Origin of the sequence: Cupriavidus sp. D39 (assembly GCF_026627925.1) — a bacterium.
GTDB lineage: Bacteria > Pseudomonadota > Gammaproteobacteria > Burkholderiales > Burkholderiaceae > Cupriavidus > Cupriavidus ulmosensis.
The window spans coordinates 3,585,890-3,611,139 of the sequence record NZ_JAPNLE010000009.1; the positions used below are offsets into that span (position 1 = coordinate 3,585,890).

Sequence of the window (25,250 nt, forward strand, 5' to 3'; positions counted from 1 at the left end):
CAGCCGTTACGCTGCTTTCTTGCAATCCCCCACGTTTTGCTGCGCTCGTTCCGGGTTCAGGTACACGGCATCGACTAGCTGCCAGTTACGGATGCCCGCAGCCCAACGCTGCGGGTTCCGGGCTCGCGCGGCCTGATACAGCGCCGTGCGCTGCGCCAGCAGGGCAGTGGCTTTGCCCTGATGCCGCTGGCTTGGCGTGACGTATTTCAGGCTGCTGTGGCGGTGCTCGTCGTTGTACCAACGCACGAAGCTCAGCACCCAGGCACGCGCTTGCTCCAGGCTCTCGAACGGGCGCTCCGGCCACAGCGGGCAGTACTTCGCCGTGCGGAACAACGCTTCGGCGTAGGCGTTGTCGTTGCTCACCCTGGGCCGGCTGTAGGACGGCACCACGCCCAAGTCATACATCGTTGCCAGCATGCTCGCCCCCTTCATGGCCGTGCCATTGTCCGAGTGCAGCACCAGCGGGCGGCCCGCCGTCTGCTCGCGCAAACAACCGTGCATCAGCAGACGGCTGGCATGCTCGGCCGACTCGCTCTCATGCACCTCGTTGGCGACCAGTTTGCGGCTGTAAATGTCCTTCATCATGTACCAGTAGAAGAACCGTCCCTTGACTGTGGTCGGTAGCCAAGTGATGTCCCAGCACCAAACCTGATTCGGACCTTCCGCCCGGTGCGTCGTCAACGGACGAGCGCTCGGGGCCTTGCTGCGGCCACGCCGTCTGCCTTGTCCCGCCGCCTTCAGGACCCGGTAGAACGTCGATTCCGACGCCAGGTAGATCCCTTCGTCCGCCAGCTTCGGCACGATCTGGTGCGGCGTCAGGCTGGCATAGCCAGGCTGGTTCGCCGCCGTCAGCAATGCCTGCCGTTCCGCTTCGCTGAGCTTGTTGGCAGGCGCGTCGCGACGCGCCTCAAGCCGCTTATCGGCAGGGGCATGCCGCCAGCGCTGCAAGGTTCGCTCGGTCAAGCCCAGCGCTTCGCAGGCCATTGCCTGTCGCGCCCCGGCGCTCACCGCTTCATCGATCAACTGTATGGCTTCAAAGCGATCCGGGGTGCTGATCAGTCTTCCTCGTCCCGTCCCCAGATCGCTGCGGCTTTTTTGCAGTACCAGCAGCGCTGCCGTTTCCGCCAGCGCCGCATTCTTGCGCTTGAGCTCGCGCTCCAGTTCTCGTACACGCTTCTGCGCCGCTTCGTCTTCCCGGCGCTGCGCCAGGCTTCGCTTGGCCGGTGCCACCGCATTAGCCTGCTCGCACGCCTCGCGCCATTGCCGGATCTGCTCCGGCTGGATGCCCTTCATCCGGCAGTATTCCGACAGTTCCGCCTCACTCAGTGGCGCCGTCTCCAGCACCACGCGAAACTTGTCCGCACTGGACCATTGATCACTTTGCTTCCCGTCACCCGGCACAATTCTTCCTGCAGCTCTCGCCATCTCGCGCCAAGTCCGCAAGGTCACTGTCGTGATCCCCGTGGCCTTGGCCAACTCCACTACCGATCGGTTAAGCGGAGGCATCATCTGCTCGACCGCCCACTCCCGGCGCTCGGCCGTATATCGTTTCATCTTCCAGTCGCACACCACCCTCCATTTTGCTTCATCAAAGAAGACGGAGACGACAAGTATCCTGACATGGAGGGCAAGACAAAAAAGTAGGTCGCCTCCCCGAAGGGGAGGTGAAACTGCAGTTGCTTTTGAAGTTAAGCCGTTGAATTTGAAGCTGATTTTGCAGTTGCAGTTGCAGTTGCAGTTGCAGTTGCAGTTGCAGTTGCAGTTGCAGTTGCAGTTGCAGTTGCAGTTGCAGTTGCAGTTGCAGTTGCAGTTGCAGTTGCAGTCCACACCCTCCCCCTACCCTCACCACACCCCAAAAACACCCCCGCCTGCTTATAAACATTAGTCTTGGCCACCACCTCCCCATGACTAACCGTAGTGCGCGGCTTGAGCGTGCAAAACCATTCCAGCAGGTGCAGCCGCATCGCCGAGCGGATGGCTTCGTGGCTGGCATCCTCGCCCAGGTCGAAGAACTCATCCGGGTCGCGTTCCAGGTCGAACAGCTGCGGGCGGAAACCCTGCCAGTGCACATACTTCCAGCGCGCATTGCGCACCATCCACGCCCGGCACTCGCCCGGTTGCCGGCCCAGCGCAATCCGCGCGCCGCGATAGGCGTAGTCCAGCTCCGACACCACGAAGTCCCGCCACTGGCCATTGCCGCGCTCGCGCGTGAGATCCAGCAGCGAGCGGCCTTCCACGCGATGGTCGGCCGGTGGCAGGCCCAGCGCGTCCAGCACCGTCGGCACCACGTCCACGGCCGAGACCATGCGCGCATCCGTGCTGCCGCGGGTGGCGTCGGCCTGGGCCGAGGGGTCGTAGACAATCAGCGGGATGTTCTGCACGGTGTCGTAGAACTGCTCCTTCTCGCCGAGCCAGTGGTCGCCCAGGAAGTCGCCGTGGTCTGCCGTGAACACGATCAGCGTGTCTTCCCAGCGGCCCAGGCGCTCCAGTTGTTCCCACAGCTCGCCGAGCCGGTCGTCGATCTGCTGCACCAGGCCTTGATAGGCGGGACGCACCGTGTCCGAGACTTCGCTGCGCATGAAGTTGGCGCACTCTTCCTGCGTGCGGTACGCGTCGAGCACCGGATGCGGGTTGTCCAGCTCCGCGTCGTGGCGCTTGAGCGGCAGGCAGTCGTCCAGCGAGTAAGCCGCGTGGTAGGGCGCGGGCGCCATATAGGGCCAGTGCGGCTTGACCAGTGACAGGTGCAGCACCCAGGGATCATCGCCGCGCGCGGCGATGTACTGCATTGCCTGGCCCACCGTATAGGCCGTCTCCGAATGCGGCTCCGCCACGCGTGCCGGCAAGCCCGCATTGCGCATCTGCCAGCCCGACACGATCTCCCTTGCGCGTTCTCGGCGCTGATCACGTAGTCCGTCCAGGGGTCCGCGCTGTCGTAGCCCTGCTTGCGCAGCCACTCGGCGTAGGCGCCGTGCGGCTCGGCGTGGTGGCCGTCGTGGCGGTCGACTTCAACAAAGTGCCCGCTTCGCAGCAACGTTTCCAGCTCGCTGCCACCGTCGAGGTGCAGGCGCTTCATGTTGGCGTTGTCGGGCATGACGTGGGTCTTGCCGGCCAGCGCCAGGGCACGGTGGCTGTCCTTCAGGTATTCGCCCAGCGTCACTTCGCCGACGGACAGCGGCACGCGGTTCCAGGTGGCGCCGTGGCTGCTCGGGTAGCGCCCGGTGTAGAAGCTCATGCGGCTCGGGCCGCAAACGCCGGAGGTGACGAATGCCTTGGTGAAGCGCACGCCGCGCGCGGCGAGGGCGTCGATATTCCTGGTGCGCAGGGTGGGGTGGCCGTAGCAGGCCAGGTGGTCCTGGCGTAGCTGGTCGCACATGATGAAGAGGGTGTTTCGTGTGGACATGGTTTTGTTGAAGCCGGTCAGGCCGCTGACCTGATCGGCATCAATTCAATAGATAACTGAGCGAATACTCATGAGGATTTCATCCATGCATCAAATAACATTCATGAAATGAATAATCTGTATGAAATCTGCCGGAACATTTTCAATCGCCGGTATAGCCAGAGGCCTTGACCACCGGCCCCCACCGCCCGGCATCCGCCGCCAGCACCTTCCCGAACTGCTCCGCGCTCCCGGTTTGCGGCTCCAGCCCCAGCTTCAGGAACCGCTCCTTCAGATCCGCCGACTGCACCGCATGCACGATCGCCGCATTCAGCCGCTCGATCGTTGCCTTCGGCACGCCGGCCGGCGCCAGGAACCCGTACCGGCCCAGCCCTTCGATGTCCTTATAGCCAAGCTCGGTAAACGTGGGCACATCCGGCAATGCCACCGAGCGCTGCGTCCCTGAGCTTGCCAGTACGCGGATCTTGCCCGCGCGATGCATCTCGGTGAGATCGGCGAGCGTATCGACCGAGGCCGGCACCTGCCCGCCCACCAGCGCATTCATCAACGGTGCCGAGCCGTTGAATGGCACGTGCAGCATCTCCACGCCAACCTGCTTGCCGATCAGCAAGCCAAAGAAGTGTGGAATGCTGCCTAGCGCCGGCGAGGCGTAGGAATTGTTCTTGGCAGGGCTGGCCTTGAGCCACTCGATGTATTCCTTGAGCGTCCTGGCCGGCGTGCCGGGGCCGGTGGCCAGGGCCAGCTGGAAGTTGGCGGTTTGCGCCACCGGCGCGAAATCGCGCTGGATGTCGTAGTTCAGCTTGCGGTAGACCAGCGGGGCGATGGTCATCACCGCGGAGTTGGCGACCACCAGCGTGTTGCCGTCGGCGGGCAGGGTTCGCGCATAGTCCATGACCAGGCGGCCGCCCGCGCCGGGCTTGTTCTCGATGACCACGGTTTGCTTGAGTTCCTCGCGCAGCTTGTCGCCGATCAGGCGGGCGGCCAGGTCGGCGGTGCCGCCGGCGGGGTAGCCCACCAGGATGCGCAGCGGGCGGTCGTTCTGGGCCCTGGCCGGCGCGCTGGCGAGGCACATGGCGGCCAGTGTGGTCATGGTGGCGAGGGTGGGGACTAGCGCGCGCAGCAGTTTGGCGGGTTTCACGGGTTCTCCTGTTCTGTTGGTTCGGCAGCGGCGGGAAGCCGGCCAATTTATCGATACGGCCCGCGGGCGCCAAAGAAGGATTTCGCGCATCGATGTGCGCGTTTCGTTCCTGGGTTCATCCTGCCCGGCTGTACCCCGGCGGGTGCGCTTTGCGCGCGGCCCGCCGGTTCTTATGTAGCGGCACAGACGCTAACACCCACCCATATAATTGACAAAATCAACTAAATTTGCGGGTGCGGCATGAATGGCAGCGAAGTGGGCGAGCAGGCGCGGGAGCCAGCGCGGGACGCAGGTCAAACGCTGCAGCATCCCGCCCGGCTGGCGGATTTCCTCAACTACCGCCTCTATCACCTGACCCGCGTCGCCCTGCAAGCCAGCGGGCATCACCTGCGCGCCGCGGCCGGGGTGAGCCGGCGCGAGTGGCGCATGCTGGCCTTCCTCGGCGAGCAGCCGGGCACGCGCCTGACGGAGCTGGCGCAAAGCGCAGGGCTGGACAAGGTGCTGGCCAGCCGCGCCGTGCACGCGCTGATGGCGCGCGGGCTGGTGCAGCGCGCCACGCGCGAGCAGGACCGGCGGGCGGCGGCGTTCGTGCTTAGCGACGAGGGCGAGGTGGTCTACCAGCTTGCCTTTGCGCAGGCGCAGGCCTTCAACGCCCGCCTGGCCGCCTGCCTGGATGCGGAGGAGGCGCGGGTGCTGGCGCGGTGCCTGTCCCGGCTGCATGTGCAGGCGGAAGCCTTGCTCGCCGAGGCGCAAGCGCTGCCCAGCAGCGTACCTGCGCCCACGCAACCGGCGCAGGACTGGTGGCGCCAACCGTAAGGTTTGGCCGGCCGCTTCCGACTGCACCTGGCGACTTTCGAGTCTTACACTTGTACACTTGGAGTCAGCGCGTGCCCTGCCTGGAGCCTGCCATGCCGCTTGTCCGTCTCTTTCCTTCCCGCTTTCCTTCGCGATTGCGCGCTGCCTTCTTTATTGCCGCTCTTCCCCTGTACCTATTGGCCTCCCAGCACGCCCAGGCCGCGCGCCAGCCCCCGGCACCAGCGCAGGAACTGACGCGCCAGGCGGTGACCGCCTACGACGCCGGCGCCTTCGATTCGGCCTTGCGGGATTTTGCCAAGGCGGCCCAGCAGGGCAACCGGCTCGCGCAGTACAACTACGCCATGATGCTGCTGCGCGGCGAGGGCACGCCGGTGCGCCAGGAGGAGGCGCTGATCTGGCTGCACCGCGCGGCCGAGAACGACATGACGCAGGCCCAGTTCACCTTTGGCGAGATGTACGAGCATGGCGAACTGGTGCCGCGCTCGCTGGAGTCCGCCAACCAGTGGTACCGCCGCGCTGCCGAAGGCGGCCATGTGCAGGCGCAGGTGGAACTGGCGACCAACTACTTCACCGGGCGGGGCCTCGCGCGGGACTATGGCAAGGCCTTCGAGTGGTACACGCGCGCCGCCACGGCGGGCGACGGCGGTGCCCAGTACATCGTCGCCAGCTATTACGAGCGTGGCGAGCCCGGCGTGGTCGAGAAGGACATCGAGCAGGCCAAGATCTGGTACGCGCGCGCCGCCGCGCACGGTGACCCGGGGCGCTGGCCAAGCTGCGCTCACTGATAGAGCAGGGACTGAAGGCAAAACAGGCTGGCGCGATGTAATGCTGCGGTAGCCTGAGCATGATGCCATGGAGGGTCCGCTGCCCAGGCGTACGCCGCGCATGCTGTGTGTGCATCCGGGGGCGGTACAACTCTTGCTTGAGACAACAACACGAAACCTGCGCCAATGGGAGGCACTAGTGGCAACACACGTCGCACTGAACCATGTCACCCACTACCGGTACGACCGGCCCGTGAAGCTTTCGCCGCAGGTGGTCAGGCTCCGTCCTGCCCCGCACTGCCGCACGCCGATCCTTTCGTATTCGCTGCGCATCGAGCCCGAGCAGCACTTCGTGAACTGGCAGCAGGACCCGTTCGCCAACTACCTCGCCCGGCTGGTGATCCCCGAGCCGACCACTGAGTTCAAGATCACCGTCGACCTGGTGGTCGAGATGGCGGTCTACAACCCCTTCGACTTCTTCCTCGAGCCCTACGCCGAGAATTTTCCTTTCACCTACGAGCCCGGCCTGGCGTACGAGCTGGCGCCCTACATGGTCAAGGGCGAGCCGACGCCGCGCTTTGCCGCCTTCGTGGAGAGCATTCCGCGCAACAAGCAGACCACGAGCGATTTCCTGGTGGCGCTAAACCAGCGCCTGCAAGAGGACATCCGCTACCTGATCCGCATGGAGCCGGGCGTGCAGACGCCAGAGCAGACTCTTGCGACCGGTGCAGGCTCCTGCCGGGATTCCGGCTGGCTGCTGGTGCAGACGCTGCGCCACCTGGGGCTGGCCGCGCGCTTCGTGTCCGGCTACCTGCTGCAACTGGCGCCCGACGTGAAATCCATCGACGGCCCCAGCGGCACCGAGGTGGACTTCACCGACCTGCATGCGTGGTGCGAGGTCTACCTGCCCGGCGCGGGCTGGATCGGGCTTGACCCTACCTCCGGCCTGCTGGCCGGCGAGGGCCATATCCCGGTGGCATGCACGCCCGAGCCGGGCAGCGCGGCGCCGGTCAGCGGCGCGGTCGACGAGAGCGAGGTGACCTTCCACCACGAGATGTCGATCACCCGCATCTATGAATCGCCGCGCGTGACCAAGCCCTATACCGAGGCGCAGTGGCAGGCGGTGGCGGCCGTGGGCGCCGAGGTCGACCTCCAGCTCAACGCGCAGGATGTGCGCCTGACCATGGGCGGCGAGCCGACCTTTGTCGCGGTCAAGGATCGCGATGGCGCGGAATGGAACACCGATGCGCTCGGCACCACCAAGCGCGCCTATGCCACCGAACTGGTGCATAAACTGCGCGCGCGCTACGGCAAGGGCGGCTTCCTGCACTTCGGCCAGGGCAAGTGGTACCCGGGCGAGCAATTGCCGCGCTGGGCCCTGTCGATCTGCTGGCGCGCCGATGGCCAGCCCTGCTGGCAGGACCCGTCGCTGTTCGCCGACGAGCGCGAGCCGGCCGACTATACCGAGGCCGACGCGCGGCGCTTCCTCGATAGCCTGGCCACCCGCCTCGGGCTGAACCCCGGCTTTGTGCAGGCGGGCTATGAGGACACCTGGTATTACCTCTGGCGCGAGCGCCGCCTGCCGGTCAACGTCGACCCGCTGGAAGCACGGCTCGACGACGAGATGGAGCGCATGCGCCTGCGCCGCGTGTTCGATGGCGGCCTGGCGCGGCCCACCGGCTACGTGCTGCCGCTGCGGCGCACCGGCGAGGAAGACGGCCCGGCGCTGGCCGCCCACCGCTGGATCAGCGGGCCGTGGTTCTTCCGCGACGACCGCATGTACCTGCTGCCCGGCGATTCGCCGATGGGCTACCGCCTGCCGCTGGACGCCCTGCCCTGGGTGAGCGAGGCGGACTACCCGTGGCAGTTCGACCAGGACCCGTTCGCGGCGCGCTCGCCGCTGCCCACCGGGGCCCAGTTGCGCGCGCAACTGCCGGGGCTTGGCGCCCCAGGCGCCGAGCCTGGCCAGGCGGCGGAGTTCCGCGCCAGCACCGCGGCCTACCCCGCGCCCGGCTCGGCAGCGGCTGCGCGTGCCGGCAGGCTTGCCGGGGCCAAGCCGGGGACAGGCACGATCGGCGGCACGGTCGCGCCCGCCGCCCTGGCGGCGGACCTGGCGCGGGTGCCTGAGCGCGGTGAATCCGCGGGCTGGATCACCCGCACGGCGCTGTGCGTGGAAGTGCGCCATCCCAGCCGTGCCGCGGGCCCCAAGGCCGAGAAAGCGGCAGCGGGCGACAAGCGCGGCATGCTCTATGTGTTCATGCCGCCGCTGACCGTGCTGGAGGACTACCTGGAGCTGCTGGCCGCGGTGGAAGCCACCGCCGCCGGGCTGGGCGTGAAGATTGTGCTCGAAGGCTACCCGCCGCCGCGCGACGTGCGCCTCAAGCTGCTGCAGGTCACGCCCGATCCGGGCGTGATCGAGGTCAACATCCATCCCGCCGCCAACTGGGACGAACTGGTCGACCACACGGAATTCCTCTACCAGGCCGCCCACGAAACCTATCTCAGCACCGAGAAGTTCATGCTCGACGGGCGGCACACCGGCACCGGCGGCGGCAACCACTTCGTGCTGGGCGGCGCCACGCCGGCCGACAGCCCCTTCCTGCGGCGCCCCGATGTGCTGTCCAGCCTGATTGCGTACTGGCACAACCATCCCTCGCTGTCCTACCTGTTCTCGGGCATGTTCATCGGCCCGACCAGCCAGGCGCCGCGCGTGGACGAGGCGCGCAACGACCAGCTCTACGAGCTCGAGATCGCCTTTGCCGAACTGCAGCACCAGCTCGACCGGATCTCCGGCCCGGAGGGAGGGGTTGGCGCGCACATGCCGCCCTGGCTGGTCGACCGCGCACTGCGCAATATCCTGATCGACGTCACCGGCAACACCCACCGCAGCGAGTTCTGCATCGACAAGCTCTACTCGCCCGACGGCCCCACCGGCCGCCTCGGCCTGCTGGAGCTGCGGGCGTTCGAGATGCCGCCGCATGCGCGCATGAGCCTGGTGCAGCAGTTGCTGCTGCGCGCGCTGGTGGCGCGCTTCTGGCGCGAGCCCTATCGCGGGCGGCTCACGCGCTGGGGCACGGAGCTGCATGACCGCTTCCTGCTAGGCACCTTCGTGCAGATGGATTTCGAGGACGTGCTCACCGAGATGCGCGAAGCCGGCTTTGCGTTTGACAACGCCTGGTTCGCGCCGCACTTCGAGTTCCGCTTCCCGCGCGTGGGCGAGCTCGCGGCCGGCGGCCTGTCGCTGACGCTGCGCACCGCGCTCGAGCCCTGGCATGTGATGGGCGAGGAGGGCAGTGCCGGCGGCACCGTGCGCTATGTGGATTCGTCGCTGGAACGCATCGAGGTGCGCGTGCTGGGCATGAACGACAGCCGCCACGTGGTTACCGTCAACGGCCGCGCGGTGCCGCTGCAGCCCACCGGGCGCGTCGGCGAGTTCGTGGCCGGGGTGCGCTACCGCGCGTGGGCGCCGCCGTCTGCGCTCCATCCCACCATTGCCTCCCATGCACCGCTGACTTTCGACGTTGTCGACACATGGATGGGGCGCAGCATCGGTGGATGCCAGTATCATGTTTCGCATCCGGGCGGGCGTAGCTATGAGACCTTCCCGGTCAATGCGTACGAGGCTGAGAGCCGGCGCCTGACACGCTTCTTCACACTTGGCCACACGCCGGGCGTGATGCGCGTGGAACCGCCCCGGCGCAGCCTCGAGTTTCCGTTCACGCTGGATTTGCGACAACGCTGATCCGGCACGCCCCCAAAGTCGCGCCCCGTGCCTCTCCAGCCGTCACTGCCTTTTGATGAAACCGCCCCTGCCGTCGACGCGGTGATGCACCGCGCGCGGCCGGTGCCACCTGGGCATCTTGATGAGCTGGGGGCATGCGGGGACGGGTTGCGCGAGCCCTGGGCGAGCTTTTTCAAGGTGCTGGGCGAGGAGGGCGTCGAAGGCCTCGACCAGCAGGCCGTCGCCATGGCGCGCCAGATCCGCGACAACGGCGTGACCTACAACGTCTACGCCGACTACACGGACAAGGCCGGCGCGCGCGCCTGGGCGCTTGACCTGCTGCCTTTCCTGGTTGCCGAGGAGGACTGGCAGAAAATCGAGCGCGGCGTGGCGCAGCGCGCGGAGCTGGCCAACGCCATGGTGGCCGACATCTACGGGCCGCAGACCTTGCTGTCCAAGGGTTTGCTGCCGGCCGGCCTGGTCTTTGGCCATCCCGGCTACCTGCGCCCGCTCAAGGGCTACCAGCCGCCGGGCGGCAACTTCCTGCATATCGTGGCGGTGGACCTGGCGCATACCGTGGAGGGCGGCTGGACGGTGATGGCCCACCGCACGGAGACGCCTTCCGGGATGGGCTACGCGCTGGAGAACCGCCTCATCATCTCCAGCCTGTTCGCCGACGCCTTTCGCGAGCTGCGCGTGCGGCGCCTGCCCGCCGCATTCTCGCAACTGGTGGCCACGCTGGCGCAGCAGCCCGCGGCGCAGCCACCCGCGCCGGAATCCGCGGTCAACGCCGCCGCCACGGTCAGCAAGCACATCGTGCTGCTCACCCCGGGGCCCTATAACGAAACCTATTTCGAGCACACCTTCCTGGCCCGCTACCTCGGCATCACGCTGGTCGAGGGCAAGGACCTGACGGTGCGCAACGACGTGGTCTACCTGAAGACGCTGGCCGGGCTGGAGCGCGTCGACGTGGTGCTGCGCCGTCTCGACGATTCTTATTGCGACCCGGTCGAGCTGCGCCAGGATTCCACGCTCGGCGTGCCCGGGCTGTTGCAGGCGATGCGCGCGGGCAATGTGCTGGTCTCCAACGCGCCCGGATCCGGCTTCCTGGAGACGCCGGCCATCCACGGCTTCCTGCCGGCCATTTCCCGCGCGTTGCTGGGCGAGGAGTTGTTGCTGCCGGGCGTGCCCAGCTGGTGGTGCGGCGAGGCCACGGCGCGCGAGGAGGCACTCGGGGAATTCACCGAAGCCTTCCTGATGCCAACCTACCCGCGCGGCATGGCGCAGCCGTTGGGAAGGCCCGCGCCTGGGCATGGAGCGCGGCCTGCAGCGCCTGGCGGGCTGGCGCGAGCGCATCGAGCAGGTGCCGGATCTGTTCACCATCCAGGCCGACCTGCCGCTGTCGCACGCACCGCGCTGGGAAGGGCCGCATATCGGCTCGCGCGCCGCCATGCTGCGGGTCTATGCCATTGCCGACGGACGGGGTGGCTGGCAGGTGATGCCCGGCGGCTTTACCCGGCTCGCGGGGAAGGCCAGCCGGCCGTATCGATGCAGCTCGGCGGCTCCAGCACTGACACCTGGGTGTTGTCGAGCCAGCCGGCGCAGCCGGGAGGCGCGCCGCTGCAGTTCCCCATGGCCGGCGCGGCGCCCGGTCCGGCGGCCAAGCCGCTGGCGGTATCCAGCCGTGCCGCCGAGAACCTGTTCTGGGCCGGCCGCTACGCCGAGCGCGCGGAAAACAACGTACGCCTGTGCCGCCTGGTGCTGGGTTCGATCGAAAGCAGCGACGACCGCGACGACAGCGCGCTCGACGTGATCGGTGAACTGGTGCGCGCCTGCGGCCTGTTGCCGACCGGCGCCCCGCAGCCGCGCGCTTCGCTGCGCGTGTTCGAGCGCAGCCTGGTGTCCGCGCTGGCGGAGAGCGCCGGCTGGACCAGCGTGGGCCAGAACCTGGCCAGCCACGTGCACGCCGCCACCGAGATCCGCAACCGGCTGTCCAACGATCACTGGCGCACCATCCTCGCCGCGCGCAACGATTTTGGCGACGCCATGGAGGCGGCCTGCGCGGGTAGCCCTGGCGGCGCCGGCAGCGACGCGGGCAACTACGACCGCCCGCGCGTGCTGGCGGCGCTGGATCGCCTGTCCATGCAGCTCGCCGCCATCAGCGGCGCGCAGGGCGACCGCATGACCCGCGACGAAGCCTGGCGCCTGCTGTTCATCGGCCGCCATATCGAGCGCGTGGCCACGCTCTCGACCTTCCTGCAGGTGTTTGCGCACAACGGCGCGCTGCTGCACCGGACCTGTTTCGATCTGCTGCTGCACCTGTTCGACAGCACGCTGACCTTCCGCGCGCTGTACCCGGGCCGCTCCGATGTGCCCGCGCTGGTCGACCAACTGGTGATCGAGCCCACCAACCCGCGCGGGCTCTACGGCTTGCTGGCGCGGCTGCGCGTCAAGCTCGGCCAGATCTCGCCGCCGGCCAGCCCGGCCGGCACCGGGCGCGTGCCGCTGCCGCAATGGCTGCCCACCGTGGAGACGCTGCCCGGCTGGGAAGCACTCTGCCAGCGCGGCGCCGACGGGAAATACACCAATCTGGTGCAACTGTGCGAGCAACTGACTGACATGGTGGTGCAGCTCTCGGACGAAATCAGTGCGCGCTACTTCAGCCATGCCGGCATGGCCGGCACCCGCGTCGGGGCGCAACCATGAATGCGACGCTGAACGACACCATGAACGCGACGATGCGCCAGGCTGAGGAAGTTGCCGTGCCCGCGCCAGGACGCGCCGCCTCCGTGCTGACGATCCATCACAAAACCATCTACGACTACTCCTCCCCGGTGGAAAACGCCCAGCAGCGCGCCGTGGTGTTCCCGGTCAGCTGCCCGTGGCAGGCCGTGCACGCGCACAGCACGCAGATCGAGCCGCCGCCGTCGCACCAGCATGCGGACGTCGACGCCTTCGGCAACCACGTGCTGTACTTCACCATCGACGTGCCGCACGACTACATGCAGCTCGCCTGCGAGAGCACGGTCAGCCTGACGCCGCGCTGGGCCGCGCTCGACCCCGCCGCCAGCATGCCGTGGGAAGCGGCCGTCGCCGCGCTGCGTTTTCGCGCCGGCCAGCCCTTCCTGCCGGAAAGCGAGTTCTGCTTCGCCTCGCCCAACGTGGCGCTGCATCCCGACCTCAAGGCCTACGCGCTCGCCAGCTTCGCGCCCGGCGTGCCGGTGGTGGCCGGCGCCATCGACCTGATGCACCGCGTCCACGCCGACTTCGAATACCAGACCACCGCCACCGAAGTCGACACCCCGGCGCTGCAAGCCTTCGGCCTGCGCAGCGGCGTGTGCCAGGATTTCGCCCAGGTCATGATCGGCTGCCTGCGCTCGCTCGGCCTCGCCGCGCGCTACGTCAGCGGCTACCTGTGCACCAAGCCGCCGCCCGGCCAGCCCAGGCTGATCGGCGCCGACGCCTCCACGCCTGGCTGTCGGTGTACTGCCCAATGGCCGGCTGGGTCGACCTCGATCCCACCAACGACGTGCTGGCCGACACCAGCCACGTCACGCTGGCGTTCGGGCGCGACTACAGCGATGTCTCGCTGCTGCGCGGCGTCATCGTGGGCGGCGGCGCGCACGATGTGGAAGTGGAGGTCAGCGTGCTGCCGGTCGGGTAGGCACTGCGCCGCGGTCAGCGCCTGGCAAGCCAATTGCTTGTCAGTGGCCTGGGTTTGCCGAGAAAAGGGGAATCATCATGCTAAGCCGCACCGCCGACCACCTGTTCTGGATGGCCCGCTACACCGAGCGCGCGGAGAACACCGCCCGCATGCTCGACGTCAACTACCAGGCCTCGATGCTGCCGCAATCGCCCGAGGTGGCGCAGCAGGGCTGGCTGGCGATGCTCGACGTGACGGAGCTCACGCCGGTATTCGCCGCGCATCACGGCGCGGTGGTGCACGAGGAAGTGATCGACTTCATGGTGCGCGACCTGAGCCACCCGGCGTCGATCATGTCCTGCCTGCGCGCCGCCCGCGAAAACGCCCGCGCCGTGCGCGGCGCACTCACCACGCCGCTGTGGGAAACCATCAACACCACCTGGCTCGATGTCCAGCAGATGGTCGTCGATGGCATCCTGCGCCACGATCCGGCGCGGTTCTTCGAGTGGGTCAAGTTCCGCTCCCACCTTACGCGTGGTGTGGAAGCCGGCACCATGCTCAAGGACGAAGCCTATTGCTTCATGCGGCTAGGCACCTTCCTGGAACGCGCCGACAACACCGCACGCATTCTCGACGTCAAGTTCCAGGCTACCGACCTTAGCCAGCAGCAAGACGACTTCTACCAGTGGGCCGCGGTACTGCGCTCCGTGTCGGGGCTGGAGATGTACCGCAAGGTCTATCGCTCGGTGGTCACGCCGGAGCGCGTGGCCGAGTTGCTGATCGTGCATCCGGATATGCCGCGCTCGCTCGCCGCCAGTTTGCGGGAGGTGATTTCGTTGCTGGCGCAGGTGAGGAATGCGCGGTCAGTGGAGACGGAGCGGCGTGCCGGCAAGCTGCATGCCGAGCTGAAATTCACTCGGATCGAGGATATTTTTTCGGTTGGGATTCATGGGTGGCTTAGCGATTTTCTGCGGAGGATCCATGAGCTTGGGGGTGGGGTTAGTCGGGATTTTTTGATGAAGGGGGGTAGGGGGAGGGGCGGGTTGCAAGATCAGCTGCAACTGCAACTGCAACTGCAACTGCAACTGCAACTGCAAAATCAGCTTCAACTTCAACTTACTTAACGTCAAAGTCAAAGGCAGTTTCACCTCCCCTGCGGGGAGGCGACCTACTTTCTTGTCTCGCCAAGAAAGTAGGCAAAGAAGGCGACCCGGATGGGGCGAAAGACTCCTCGTCGGCAGGCAAAAAGAGCGGCCGGTGGCCAAACTCACATCGCCTTAAGGCGATGCTCGGACATGGCCCCCTCTTTTCCGCTCTTTTTGCCTGCCGACGAGGCGCCCCATAACGGGAGATGAAAACCTACACGGCTCGCTTCGCATCGCGCATGGGTGATTGCCGCCTGGGGGCGGTAATCACGGCTACACCGCATGGTGATTTGAGGACATCGCTCTCCCACTGGTTCGGCCGTGTTTCCCGCCCGAGGGGCGGGAAACACCCATGGCGATGCGAAGCGAGCCGTGGAGGTGTGCCAAGGCCGTATGGGGCGCCTCGGGATTTCACGAAAAGAGCGGAAAAGAGGGACCCATGTTTGAGTATCGCCTTAAGGCGATGCGAGTTTGGGTCCCGGCCGCTCTTTTCGTGAAATCCCGAGGGGTGTCGCCCCATCCGGCGCGCCTTTTTTGCCTACTTTTTTGGCAAGCGGCGTGTGTCAAGGTAGTTGTCGGTGTGCCAAGAAGGAAAGCGACAGTACGTCGTCGTACATGCTGTATCTGTGATGAGGGTAGGCCCCTCGGTTTCGCCGATCAGGCGGTGATACCAAACCACCCTGAGCTGCAGCCGTTAAGAGCGGTTGTGGTGAGCGTCAAGGGAAAAGGCGGGATGAATCTCGTCAGGTAGGCAAGGAGGAGGCGAACGCAAGTGAACCATCGAAGAAGTGTCGAGAATTGCAATGATGTCAAAACCGAGGGCTCGACAACACCTCGGGATAAGTCAGACGGCAACCTGGAGGTGGGTCTGACGGCATCCGGCATAGAGATGGCGCGACCTTCCTGCAGGCATGGATACGGAACTTGGGAACCTGTCGTCTCGATGCTAAGGGAGAAACTCAAGCGGAGAACCCGTGAGAGTCAGAGTACCAATGCGAGGCACAGGGGCGGAGTCATGCGTAGTAGCGGTGAAAGGGTTGTAATGACCTCTGGAGCGAAGGCATGACCTTGTCCGGCAGAGACCATAGAACAACCGCGATGCGGGAGGATTCCAGGGTCGACGCCAAGTCGTTCGAGATACCCAAGCGGTTGATTTGGGAAGCCTGGAAGCGTGTGGCCGCCAATCAAGGCGGGCCGGGCGTGGACAGCGAAAGTATTGAAATCTTCCGAAATCGTTTGGCAAGGAATCTATACGCCCTGTGGAATCGAATGAGTTCGGGGAGTTATTTTCCCCAGCCGGTCAAAGAGGTGCTGATTCCGAAGGGGAGCGGGTTTCGTCCTCTCGGGATACCGACCATCACTGACCGAGTGGCGCAGATGGCGGTCAAGTTAATGGTGGAGCCGAGAATCGATGCGATATTCCATGCATCATCGTTCGGTTATCGGCCGAACAAATCGGCGAAGCAAGCTGTGGCGCAAGCGAGAAGGAACTGTTGGCGCTACGATTGGGTAGTCGATATTGACTTGAAATCCTTCTTTGACACCATCGACCACGAGCTTCTCAGGCGTGCGGTAGAAAAGCATGTCACGGAGCCATGGGTACGACTCTACATTAGACGCTGGCTAGACCGAAGTTTGACTCGGAGAGCAAGCTAACCTGTTGAAGCGCCGAGAGATTTTCAAGCGGCAGGGGTTGGCTACTGGGAACAGCCGGGGTCGATGCCGAGCAGCGCAAAGGCTTTGCGCTGCAACGGCGTGGGACGGGTCGTGATGACGATCTTGGTCTGTGGGTTGACCGAGGTCGAGGTGATGTTATAGGTCAACGTGGCGAGGTCCTGCAGCAGCGTCTGCAGGCTATGCACGGGCAAGTCGTCGTCGGTCCGGTGGCGCGCGGCTTTGACGTCGGCCGCCTCCGAGCGCGGCGTTGGCATGACCGGATTGGCACGCTGATCACGCAGCGTTGCCAGGTCCTCATCGTCATGGAGCAGCGGCTTAAGCGCTTGGCGCAGATGCCACTCGACGTAGTAGGCCAGCATGCATAGAAACACGTGCGCGCGCACGCGCGACTCGCTGAAGTGATAGATCGGACGCACCTGCAGATCGACCGTCTTCATCGAGCGGAAGGCGCGCTCGACCTGTGCCAGGCTCTTGTAGGCCAGGACCGTCTGGGTGTCGGATAGCCGTTCACTCGGCACATTGGTCCGCAGTACGTAGAGTCCATCGAGAGCCGTCTCGGCATCGATTTGCTCTTGCTTGCGGGTGAACGTAAAGCTCGTCTCGGTGATGACCAGCTCAAAGTGCTTGGCCATCCGATAGCGCTCGATCACACGACCCACGCGCAAGCCAATCTTGTCTTGGCCGCGCAGGCGATTGCGGGTGCGCTCGGTGGCCTGCGCGATCGCGGCCAGCTCCACTTCGGTGGCCGCCAGCAGCTCGGCGCGCTTTCTGGCGCGCTCCTCGGCCAACGCCGGGTTGCGGCAGACCAGCAGCCGCTCGCCCGGATAGCGCGCGCTGTCCAATGCGATCAGGCCGCGCTCGTCGAACAGCGAGGGCTGCCAAGGGCCGCGCTCCTCGATCAACTCGGCGATCTGCGGCGAGCGCAGCGCGGTGATCCAGCTCATGCCGGCCGGGCGCAGCACCTGCTCGATTCGCGCTGCGGTAATCATGCCGCGATCGCCCACCCACACCACCTGAGACAGGCCAAAGCGCTCCTTGAGCTTGCTAATCTGCGCCGCTAGCGTGGCCGGATCGGCGGTGTTGCCGGCAAACACCTCGACCGCCACCGGACACCCGTCGGCGGCGCACAGCAAGCCAAACACGATCTGCGGGTCATCGCGCTTGCCGTCGCGCGAATAGCCGTAGCGGGCAAGCGCGCAGTGCCGGCCGGTGACCCATGTCGAGGTGAGGTCATAGAGCACCAGCACGCCGTCACTCAGATGCTGGCGGGCGAGGCTGCGTTCAATGCGCGGCTGCGCTTCGCCGAGCCAGTCCAGCGCGGCGTAGAGCCGCTCGACCTCGAACGCGCCAAGTCCCAGCACCTGCGACAGCGAATGGGTTGCACACTCCGGCTGCAACATGCGCCAGGTGGCGAGCTTGGAGCCCGGCGCCAACACGCGCGCCACCACCAAGGCCAGCACCAGTGAGCGCACCGGGGCGGGTGCCGGGTCAAGCAGCTTGGCCAGGCCGCAGCGCCGGGCGATGCCCAGCACGGCGGCCACATGGCCATGCGGCAGCGACCGCTCGATGCTCATCAGCGCCTGGGTTGACGCAACGGCGATGCCGCCCTTGAGCAAGATGCGCAAGTGTTCGATGAGTTGCGGATCCCAGTGCGACAGATTGGCGAGGGTGCGTTTGACGACCTTGCCGCCCTCACGATAGCCCTCACGCAGAAGGATCGCGGGCGGGGATTTGCGATTGGGGACGGTCTCGATATACATGGGCTAAAGCATAGCCAACGAGGCCTCCAATTCAAGGTAAATCTCACCAAACATTGAACGATTTACATGGGAACAAATAGGACGCAAAAAATGGCGCAAAGGCGCGTCATCTCTTGCTTAGCTGCGTTTCAGGCCCTCAAACTTCGGGCTAGAGAGCCCGGTGCAGAAGCAAACCGGGGAATTGGCTGCTCGGGATAGAGGCACTCCGCAAGGCGGGGTGAGTACGCCGCTTACAACGTTGCATACTTTTCACTCCGTCGTCTGAATCATTCGAGTTTTCGCTGTCAAAAGCCCCAGGCTGTGGGTCAACCCTGAACACAACGACGATTTCATCCTTGTGGATTTCGACGCGCTTGACCAGACCCAATACGATCCTGCGCTTTGTCTCAAGATCAATCGTGTCCAGTTTTTCGGTGACGGCGCCTGCAAATTCCTCGATCCGATTGATGACCAGAAACAGCTCGCTTTGCACCGCGCCTTGCTGCCTGGATTCAAGGATCTGCTGGTCAATCTGCTCAAGCCGATTCCTCAACTGCTGCATCTTCGGTTCGAAGTCGGACTTATCGAGGATGCCGTCCGCATAGCTATCGATCAGCCGGGACTTTCCCTTCTCCAGCTGCAGCCGCTGCTTTTCAAGGTTGCTTGTGTCGAAGGCACTCTTCTCGTTGCGCTCCATCATATCCAGTCGACGCTCATATTCGCTCTTCAAGCGTTCTGGATGACTGAGCAATTCCACAACCTGCTGCCATACCAGCTCATCGAGCCTGTCTGTTCGTACCTGCAGATTGTCACAGATGCGGTGGCCACCGAAACGGTAGGCATCAGTCCCAACACAGCGGTAATAGGCGTAGTCCCGCTGATGCCCCTTAGCTGCAACCTTGCTCACCTTCTTGGCGTAATAGGCGTAATGGCACTCGCCGCATACCGTCAACCCTTGCAGCAGGCGTAGCGGTGCACTCTCGCGCCTCTGGCGCGCCAGCTTGCGGTTCTCGGCAAGCTGTTCCTGAGCCGCCTGGAACAGCCCCTCGCTCACGATGGCCGGCACCGGAATCTCGATCCAGTCCTGCGGTTCGGTTCGTGTTGTCGAGTACGGCTTTCTGGGCACGTCAGCACTGTGGCGCTGGGCGCGCACGCGTACCTGCAGGTGATCGCGCGACTGCGTCTTGCCGAACGCAGCTCGCCCCATGTACGCAGGATTGCGCAATATGCCCCACACCACACTACGGTCCCAGTATGGCTTGCCCGACGCTGTCACGGTACCCGACTCGGCAAGGCGGCGTACCACATCCCCTATGCTCAGGCGGTCCATCCCCACCCACTGGAAGATCGCCCGGACCGTTGCAGCCTGGGGCAGTTCGATAACGTACCGGGCCGGCGTTCCGTCGAGTTGCCGGCGAATGTAGCGGTAGCCGTAGGGCGCCCCGGACAGGACATTGACACTGCCGCGTTTTGCGCCGTGAAGCTTGCCACGACGGTGACGCTCGGCGATCTTCGCCCGTTCGTATTCTGCGATCATGCCCTGCATCTGCAATAGCAGCGACTCTTCCGGCGTCGTACCGATCGCGTGATTGAGGAAGACCACCTGGACACCGCAGGCGGAGAACTCTTCCATCAGCAGCGCCTGGTGCGCATATTTGCGCGCCAGCCGGTCCGGTGACAGGATGTACAGCTGATCGATCGTACCGAGCGCGGCACAGTCCCTGAGGCGCTCCAATTGAGGCCTGATCAGCGTCGCACCGCTCACGCCAGCGTCAACGAAACACATGTCGTCGACGATCTGCGCGCCGTCAGCTGAAATACGCTCCTTCAGTGCAGCGATCTGGCTTTCAATGGTGCCGCGTTTGTTTTGCTGTTCGGAGGATACCCGCGCGTAGAGTGCAACCATCGCAGCTTTGCTCATCGTCTACCTCGCTTGATGGTCGCTTGCTTGGACTCTGCAGACCACGTAGCGGACGGCTGTGCCGTCGCGCGTGCTTCGATCGGACTAATCTGCTCGTAAGCCTTTTGCAACTGCTCTTGGGCATAGCGGTTCGGCTCGAAAGCCAGACGCACGCTCCACTTTTTACGTCTTCGGGTCATCGCTGCACCTGCCTGTCAGCGGGAGCGACCGTCTCAAGGACAAGATCCACATTGACGTCAGCACAGCTTCTGGACCAGGGCGCCAGACACTCCCTCGAAATGCGCAGGCCCAATTTTATCCGGCAGTTTGCTCTATTGTTGGTGGCGTTATCAGTCCATTGTTGGCTAACCTCTTTCTTCACTATGCGTTTGATCGATGGGTCCAGACCGAGCATCCGGAGGTGCCGTTTGAACGGTATGCCGACGATGTGGTTTGTCATTGCAGGACGAAGCATCAGGCGGAACAGTTCTTGTCTGCCTTGAGGGAACGGCTTACCGATTGTGGGCTTTCGCTACACCCGGAAAAGACGCGCTTGGTTTACTGCAAAGATGGACGACGTCGAGAGGACCATATCCATACAAAGTTCGACTTCCTTGGATTCAGCTTTCACGCTCGGACGGTACAGGACCGAGCGGGAAATTTGTTCAACGGATTCGGACCTGCGGTAAGTCAAAAGGCACTAACGCGCATGTCTCAGGCCATCCGAAGCATGAGTCTCAATCGAAGTACCTCAATGACGCTGCGCGAACTGGCGCAGCGCATAAACCCAATGGTACGGGGATGGGTGAATTACTACGGTGCTTTCTATCCAGAGCGGCTGAAACAGTTCTTGATCAGAATAGACTTACGGCTTGGCAGGTGGGCGCGAAATAAGTACAAGCGGTTGAGAGGACATAAACGAGGATCTTGGGCGTGGCTCAAACGATGTCGGGAAAGTCTTCCTCAGCTGTTCGCGCACTGGGATTTCTGTTTCGAAGAACGGCGGACAAGAAGAGCCGTATGAATCGAGAGATTCACGTACGGATCTGTGAGAGCCTGAGGGGGCAGTTCCCTCGGGCCACTCGACCCTCAGCCGTTACGCTGCTTTCTTGCAATCCCCCACGTTTTGCTGCGCTCGTTCCGGGTTCAGGTACACGGCATCGACTAGCTGCCAGTTACGGATGCCCGCAGCCCAACGCTGCGGGTTCCGGGCTCGCGCGGCCTGATACAGCGCCGTGCGCTGCGCCAGCAGGGCAGTGGCTTTGCCCTGATGCCGCTGGCTTGGCGTGACGTATTTCAGGCTGCTGTGGCGGTGCTCGTCGTTGTACCAACGCACGAAGCTCAGCACCCAGGCACGCGCTTGCTCCAGGCTCTCGAACGGGCGCTCCGGCCACAGCGGGCAGTACTTCGCCGTGCGGAACAACGCTTCGGCATAGGCGTTGTCGTTGCTCACCCTGGGCCGGCTGTAGGACGGCACCACGCCCAAGTCATACATCGTTGCCAGCATGCTCGCCCCCTTCATGGCCGTGCCATTGTCCGAGTGCAGCACCAGCGGGCGGCCCGCCGTCTGCTCGCGCAAACAACCGTGCATCAGCAGACGGCTGGCATGCTCGGCCGACTCGCTCTCATGCACCTCGTTGGCGACCAATTTGCGGCTGTAAATGTCCTTCATCATGTACCAGTAGAAGAACCGTCCCTTGACTGTGGTCGGTAGCCAAGTGATGTCCCAGCACCAAACCTGATTCGGACCTTCCGCCCGGTGCGTCGTCAACGGACGAGCGCTCGGGGCCTTGCTGCGGCCACGCCGTCTGCCTTGTCCCGCCGCCTTCAGGACCCGGTAGAACGTCGATTCCGACGCCAGGTAGATCCCTTCGTCCGCCAGCTTCGGCACGATCTGGTGCGGCGTCAGGCTGGCATAGCCAGGCTGGTTCGCCGCCGTCAGCAATGCCTGCCGTTCCGCTTCGCTGAGCTTGTTGGCAGGCGCGTCGCGACGCGCCTCAAGCCGCTTATCGGCAGGGGCATGCCGCCAGCGCTGCAAGGTTCGCTCGGTCAAGCCCAGCGCTTCGCAGGCCATTGCCTGTCGCGCCCCGGCGCTCACCGCTTCATCGATCAACTGTATGGCTTCAAAGCGATCCGGGGTGCTGATCAGTCTTCCTCGTCCCGTCCCCAGATCGCTGCGGCTTTTTTGCAGTACCAGCAGCGCTGCCGTTTCCGCCAGCGCCGCATTCTTGCGCTTGAGCTCGCGCTCCAGTTCTCGTACACGCTTCTGCGCCGCTTCGTCTTCCCGGCGCTGCGCCAGGCTTCGCTTGGCCGGTGCCACCGCATTAGCCTGCTCGCACGCCTCGCGCCATTGCCGGATCTGCTCCGGCTGGATGCCCTTCATCCGGCAGTATTCCGACAGTTCCGCCTCACTCAGTGGCGCCGTCTCCAGCACCACGCGAAACTTGTCCGCACTGGACCATTGATCACTTTGCTTCCCGTCACCCGGCACAATTCTTCCTGCAGCTCTCGCCATCTCGCGCCAAGTCCGCAAGGTCACTGTCGTGATCCCCGTGGCCTTGGCCAACTCCACTACCGATCGGTTAAGCGGAGGCATCATCTGCTCGACCGCCCACTCCCGGCGCTCGGCCGTATATCGTTTCATCTTCCAGTCGCACACCACCCTCCATTTTGCTTCATCAAAGAAGACGGAGACGACAAGTATCCTGACATGGAGGGCAAGACAAAAAAGTAGGTCGCCGCCCCGAAGGGGAGGTGAAACTGCAGTTGCTTTTGACCTTAAGCCGTTGAATTTGAAGCTGATTTTGCAGTTGCAGTTGCAGTTGCCTAACTTCACGCTCCAGAGCAACTACATGATTACCGCCCTACCGGGCGACCTACCGAATCGTCACGATTCTCGGATCTCGAGCGCGGGGTGCTTTTGCTCTCGGCGCGCGGGCGGCCGCGCTGTCCAAGGCGCTTCATTTTCTTGATGCCCTCAGTTGACACTTCGAAGGTGTCGGGGTCCGCGGCGATGCCGCGATTGATTGCCGCGTCCTCTTCGTCCGTCGGCATGATGATCTCAGGCTTGGTCGACATAGAGTCTCACCTCTCGCTTGTTGGCCTTGCGCAGGCTGATGATGTGCATCGAGTCGCCTCGCTGCGTGATCACCACGCAGTAAAGACGCGCATCAATCACACCAAAGCCAATTTCGGGCAACTCGCGGTAATCGCGACGGGTATCAACGCCGGCCATCACGCCGGGCCAGGCCAGCCTGAAGGCCAAGGTCAGCGATACGCCGTCATCATCGCCACCTACCCCACCAACTCCCGATGCAACGCCAAATACTCCAACGCCAGCTTATGCCGCGGATCCAGGTGAATCATCGGCATCGCATGCTGATGCGATTCCCGGATCTTCACGGACGACGACAACCGTGAATTCAGCACCGGCAACCCTTCGCTGACCAGTTCCTCCACCAGTTGCAACGGCAGGCTGGCGCGCGGCTGGAACTGGTTGATCACGATCCCTTCGACTTCCAGGTCTGCGTTGTGGTCGTGCTGGATCTCTTTCACGTTGTCGAGCAGCGTATAGAGCGCGCGGCGGGAGAAGTCGTCGCAGTCGAACGGAATCAGGCAGCGCTCCACGGCGATCAGCGCGGAGCGGGTGTAGAAGTTCAGCGCGGGCGGGGTGTCGATGTAGATGGCGTCGTAGGCCGCTTCAAGTTCTTTCAGCGCGTCGCGCAGCTTGTAGATCTTGTAGCGGGATTCGAGCTTGCCGTGCAGCGTGTCGAGCTCGGGATGGGCGGGCATCACATCGAGGTTTTCGAACGGCGTGGCGTGGATGAACGCGGTGACATCCAGCGGCTTGAAGCTGTATGTGAGCGCGGTCTCGAAGAAGTCGGCCACGGTCGGGGTGGCCTCGGCGGCGTGCGCGCCGAGCAGGTACTGGCTGGAATTGCCTTGCGCATCGAGGTCGATGACCAGGGTGCGCAGGCCTTCGCTGGCACTGATGGCCGCCAGGTTGCAGACGATGGTCGACTTGCCGACACCGCCCTTCTGATTGAATACGACGCGCCGCATTTGAGCCCTTGGAGGTGAACGTTCCAAAGGAGAGAGGATACCTTAGCGAGGTGTCATTGCAGCGGCCAAATCGGCCAAATCCGCAAGAAAGCCTACGTCTGTATCAGCCGCTTTTGCCGCGAGATACTCATCAGGATCCCGATGCCCATGCCCAGCGTCACCAGCGCCGTTCCCCCATAGCTCATCAGTGGCAACGGCACGCCCACCACGGGCAGGATGCCGCTCACCATGCCCATGTTCACAAAGGCATAAGTAAAGAAGATCAGGGTGATCGACCCCGCCAGGAGCCGCGAGAACAGCGTCGGCGCGTTGGCCGCGATGTACAGCCCGCGGAAGATCAGCAGCAGGTAGAGCACCAGCAGCACGGCATTGCCGATCAGGCCGAATTCTTCGGAGAACACGGCGAAAATGAAGTCGGTGTGCTTCTCGGGGATGAACTCAAGGTGCGTCTGGGTGCCCTTGAGCCAGCCCTTGCCGAAGACGCCGCCGGAGCCGATGGCAATGATGGACTGGATGGTGTGGAAGCCCTTGCCGAGCGGGTCGGTGGTGGGGTCCAGCAGCGTGCAGATGCGGTGTTGCTGGTAGTCGTGCAGGATCGGCCAGTTCACGCCGGGGGCGCACATATCGTGCTCGAAGCTGACGAGCGCGGTGATGGCAACTACCACGATGGCAAGCAGCGGCAGGATGATCTTCCAGGAGAGGCCGGCGAAATAGATCACATAGAGGCCGGCGGCCATCACCAGCAGTCCGGTGCCGAGGTCGGGCTGCTTGGCGATCAGGCCCACGGGCACGAGGAGCAGCACCAACGCCAGCACAAAGTCGAACCACTTGACCGAGCCCTCCCGTTTCTGGAAGTACCACGCCAGCATCAGCGGCATGGCGATCTTCATGATCTCGGAGGGCTGGATCACCATACCGACGTAGAGCCAGCGGCGCGCGCCCTTGCGGATCAGGCCGAACATGGCCACCGCCACCAGCAGGGCCACGCCGACCGTATAGAGCGGCACCGCCACCCGCATCAGCGTCTGGGTTGGCAGGTAAGCGATGACCCACATCACCAGGTAGGACAGCAGGATGTTGCGCAACTGGTCCTCGACCCGGCCGGGCATGTCGATGGCGGCCGAGTAGAGCGCCACGATGCCGGTGGCGAACAGCAGGAAGACGATGAGCGCGAGCGGCTTGTCGAAGCCGGTCAGGGCCGTCTTGATGAACGATAGGACGCGGCGGCGATCCATGGCGCGTCTC

General features: G+C 64.3%; 15 protein-coding genes and 5 pseudogenes. 10 read left to right on the forward strand and 10 right to left on the reverse strand.

Annotated elements, in window-relative coordinates; genetic code table 11:
- Positions 1–6: 6 nt before the first annotated feature.
- The 3 genes and pseudogenes from OMK73_RS28835 to OMK73_RS28845 all read right to left on the reverse strand — a co-directional run bounded on the left by OMK73_RS28835 (position 7) and on the right by OMK73_RS28845 (position 4,490).
- On the reverse strand, positions 7–1,554 hold the full coding sequence (locus tag OMK73_RS28835; RefSeq protein ID WP_267605032.1) for an IS3 family transposase: 1,548 nt from the start codon (positions 1,552–1,554) through the stop codon (positions 7–9).
- A gap of 296 nt (positions 1,555–1,850) precedes the next feature.
- Positions 1,851–3,400, reverse strand: a pseudogene (locus OMK73_RS28840) (sulfatase-like hydrolase/transferase); the annotation flags it as partial.
- Positions 3,401–3,542: 142 nt separating this feature from the next.
- Entirely contained in the window at positions 3,543–4,490 is a 948-nt protein-coding gene (locus OMK73_RS28845) for a Bug family tripartite tricarboxylate transporter substrate binding protein (protein ID WP_324291828.1), read from the reverse strand.
- A gap of 288 nt (positions 4,491–4,778) precedes the next feature.
- Here OMK73_RS28845 and OMK73_RS28850 point away from each other — a divergent pair, with 288 nt between their 5' ends.
- The 9 genes and pseudogenes from OMK73_RS28850 to OMK73_RS28880 all read left to right on the forward strand — a co-directional run bounded on the left by OMK73_RS28850 (position 4,779) and on the right by OMK73_RS28880 (position 16,283).
- Positions 4,779–5,354: a MarR family winged helix-turn-helix transcriptional regulator gene (locus tag OMK73_RS28850; protein WP_267605034.1), complete on the forward strand. Its 576-nt coding sequence runs from the start codon at positions 4,779–4,781 to the stop codon at positions 5,352–5,354.
- 92 nt (positions 5,355–5,446) lie between these two features.
- Positions 5,447–6,180: pseudogene (locus OMK73_RS28855) on the forward strand (tetratricopeptide repeat protein).
- Positions 6,181–6,317: 137 nt separating this feature from the next.
- The gene (locus OMK73_RS28860) at positions 6,318–9,860 is read left to right on the forward strand and encodes a DUF2126 domain-containing protein (RefSeq protein WP_267605035.1); all 3,543 of its coding nucleotides are present in this window, start codon (positions 6,318–6,320) and stop codon (positions 9,858–9,860) included.
- Between the two features lie 225 nt (positions 9,861–10,085).
- A pseudogene (locus OMK73_RS38460) lies at positions 10,086–11,054 on the forward strand (circularly permuted type 2 ATP-grasp protein); the annotation flags it as partial.
- 97 nt (positions 11,055–11,151) lie between these two features.
- Complete coding sequence (locus OMK73_RS38465) at positions 11,152–11,652, forward strand: circularly permuted type 2 ATP-grasp protein (protein ID WP_324291829.1); 501 nt, start codon at positions 11,152–11,154, stop codon at positions 11,650–11,652.
- Positions 11,577–12,545: pseudogene (locus tag OMK73_RS38470) on the forward strand (alpha-E domain-containing protein); the annotation flags it as partial. The gene OMK73_RS38465 and the pseudogene OMK73_RS38470, both read left to right, overlap by 76 nt.
- Positions 12,546–12,577: 32 nt before the next feature.
- A pseudogene (locus OMK73_RS28870) lies at positions 12,578–13,503 on the forward strand (transglutaminase family protein).
- 77 nt (positions 13,504–13,580) lie between these two features.
- Complete coding sequence (locus OMK73_RS28875; RefSeq protein WP_267605037.1) at positions 13,581–14,606, forward strand: alpha-E domain-containing protein; 1,026 nt, start codon at positions 13,581–13,583, stop codon at positions 14,604–14,606.
- A gap of 1,083 nt (positions 14,607–15,689) precedes the next feature.
- Positions 15,690–16,283: a reverse transcriptase domain-containing protein gene (locus OMK73_RS28880; RefSeq protein ID WP_267605039.1), complete on the forward strand. Its 594-nt coding sequence runs from the start codon at positions 15,690–15,692 to the stop codon at positions 16,281–16,283.
- Between the two features lie 41 nt (positions 16,284–16,324).
- Here OMK73_RS28880 and OMK73_RS28885 read toward each other — a convergent pair whose 3' ends face one another.
- Together OMK73_RS28885 and OMK73_RS28890 are read right to left on the reverse strand one after the other, a co-directional pair.
- Positions 16,325–18,064, reverse strand: a complete 1,740-nt coding sequence (locus OMK73_RS28885) for an IS1634 family transposase (RefSeq protein WP_267605041.1) — start codon at positions 18,062–18,064, stop codon at positions 16,325–16,327.
- Positions 18,065–18,212: 148 nt separating this feature from the next.
- Positions 18,213–19,964, reverse strand: a complete 1,752-nt coding sequence (locus OMK73_RS28890; RefSeq protein ID WP_267605042.1) for a recombinase family protein — start codon at positions 19,962–19,964, stop codon at positions 18,213–18,215.
- A 229-nt stretch (positions 19,965–20,193) separates the two neighbouring features.
- On the opposite strand from OMK73_RS28890, the gene OMK73_RS39445 reads away from it, so the two are divergent.
- Complete coding sequence (locus OMK73_RS39445; RefSeq protein ID WP_420715677.1) at positions 20,194–20,967, forward strand: reverse transcriptase domain-containing protein; 774 nt, start codon at positions 20,194–20,196, stop codon at positions 20,965–20,967.
- 72 nt (positions 20,968–21,039) lie between these two features.
- On the opposite strand, the gene OMK73_RS28895 is transcribed toward OMK73_RS39445, so the two are convergent.
- The 5 genes from OMK73_RS28895 to rodA all read right to left on the reverse strand — a co-directional run bounded on the left by OMK73_RS28895 (position 21,040) and on the right by rodA (position 25,240).
- Complete coding sequence (locus OMK73_RS28895) at positions 21,040–22,587, reverse strand: IS3 family transposase (protein ID WP_267605032.1); 1,548 nt, start codon at positions 22,585–22,587, stop codon at positions 21,040–21,042.
- Between the two features lie 212 nt (positions 22,588–22,799).
- A complete protein-coding gene (locus OMK73_RS28900; protein ID WP_267605043.1) occupies positions 22,800–23,021 on the reverse strand; it encodes a hypothetical protein in 222 nt (73 codons plus the stop codon).
- Positions 23,005–23,214: a BrnT family toxin gene (locus OMK73_RS28905; RefSeq protein WP_420715678.1), complete on the reverse strand. Its 210-nt coding sequence runs from the start codon at positions 23,212–23,214 to the stop codon at positions 23,005–23,007. Before OMK73_RS28905 ends, OMK73_RS28900 begins: the two co-directional genes overlap by 17 nt.
- A gap of 23 nt (positions 23,215–23,237) precedes the next feature.
- A complete protein-coding gene (locus OMK73_RS28910; RefSeq protein WP_267605046.1) occupies positions 23,238–24,005 on the reverse strand; it encodes a ParA family protein in 768 nt (255 codons plus the stop codon).
- 92 nt (positions 24,006–24,097) lie between these two features.
- Entirely contained in the window at positions 24,098–25,240 is a 1,143-nt protein-coding gene (gene rodA, locus OMK73_RS28915; protein ID WP_267605047.1) for a rod shape-determining protein RodA, read from the reverse strand.
- Positions 25,241–25,250 lie beyond the last annotated feature (10 nt).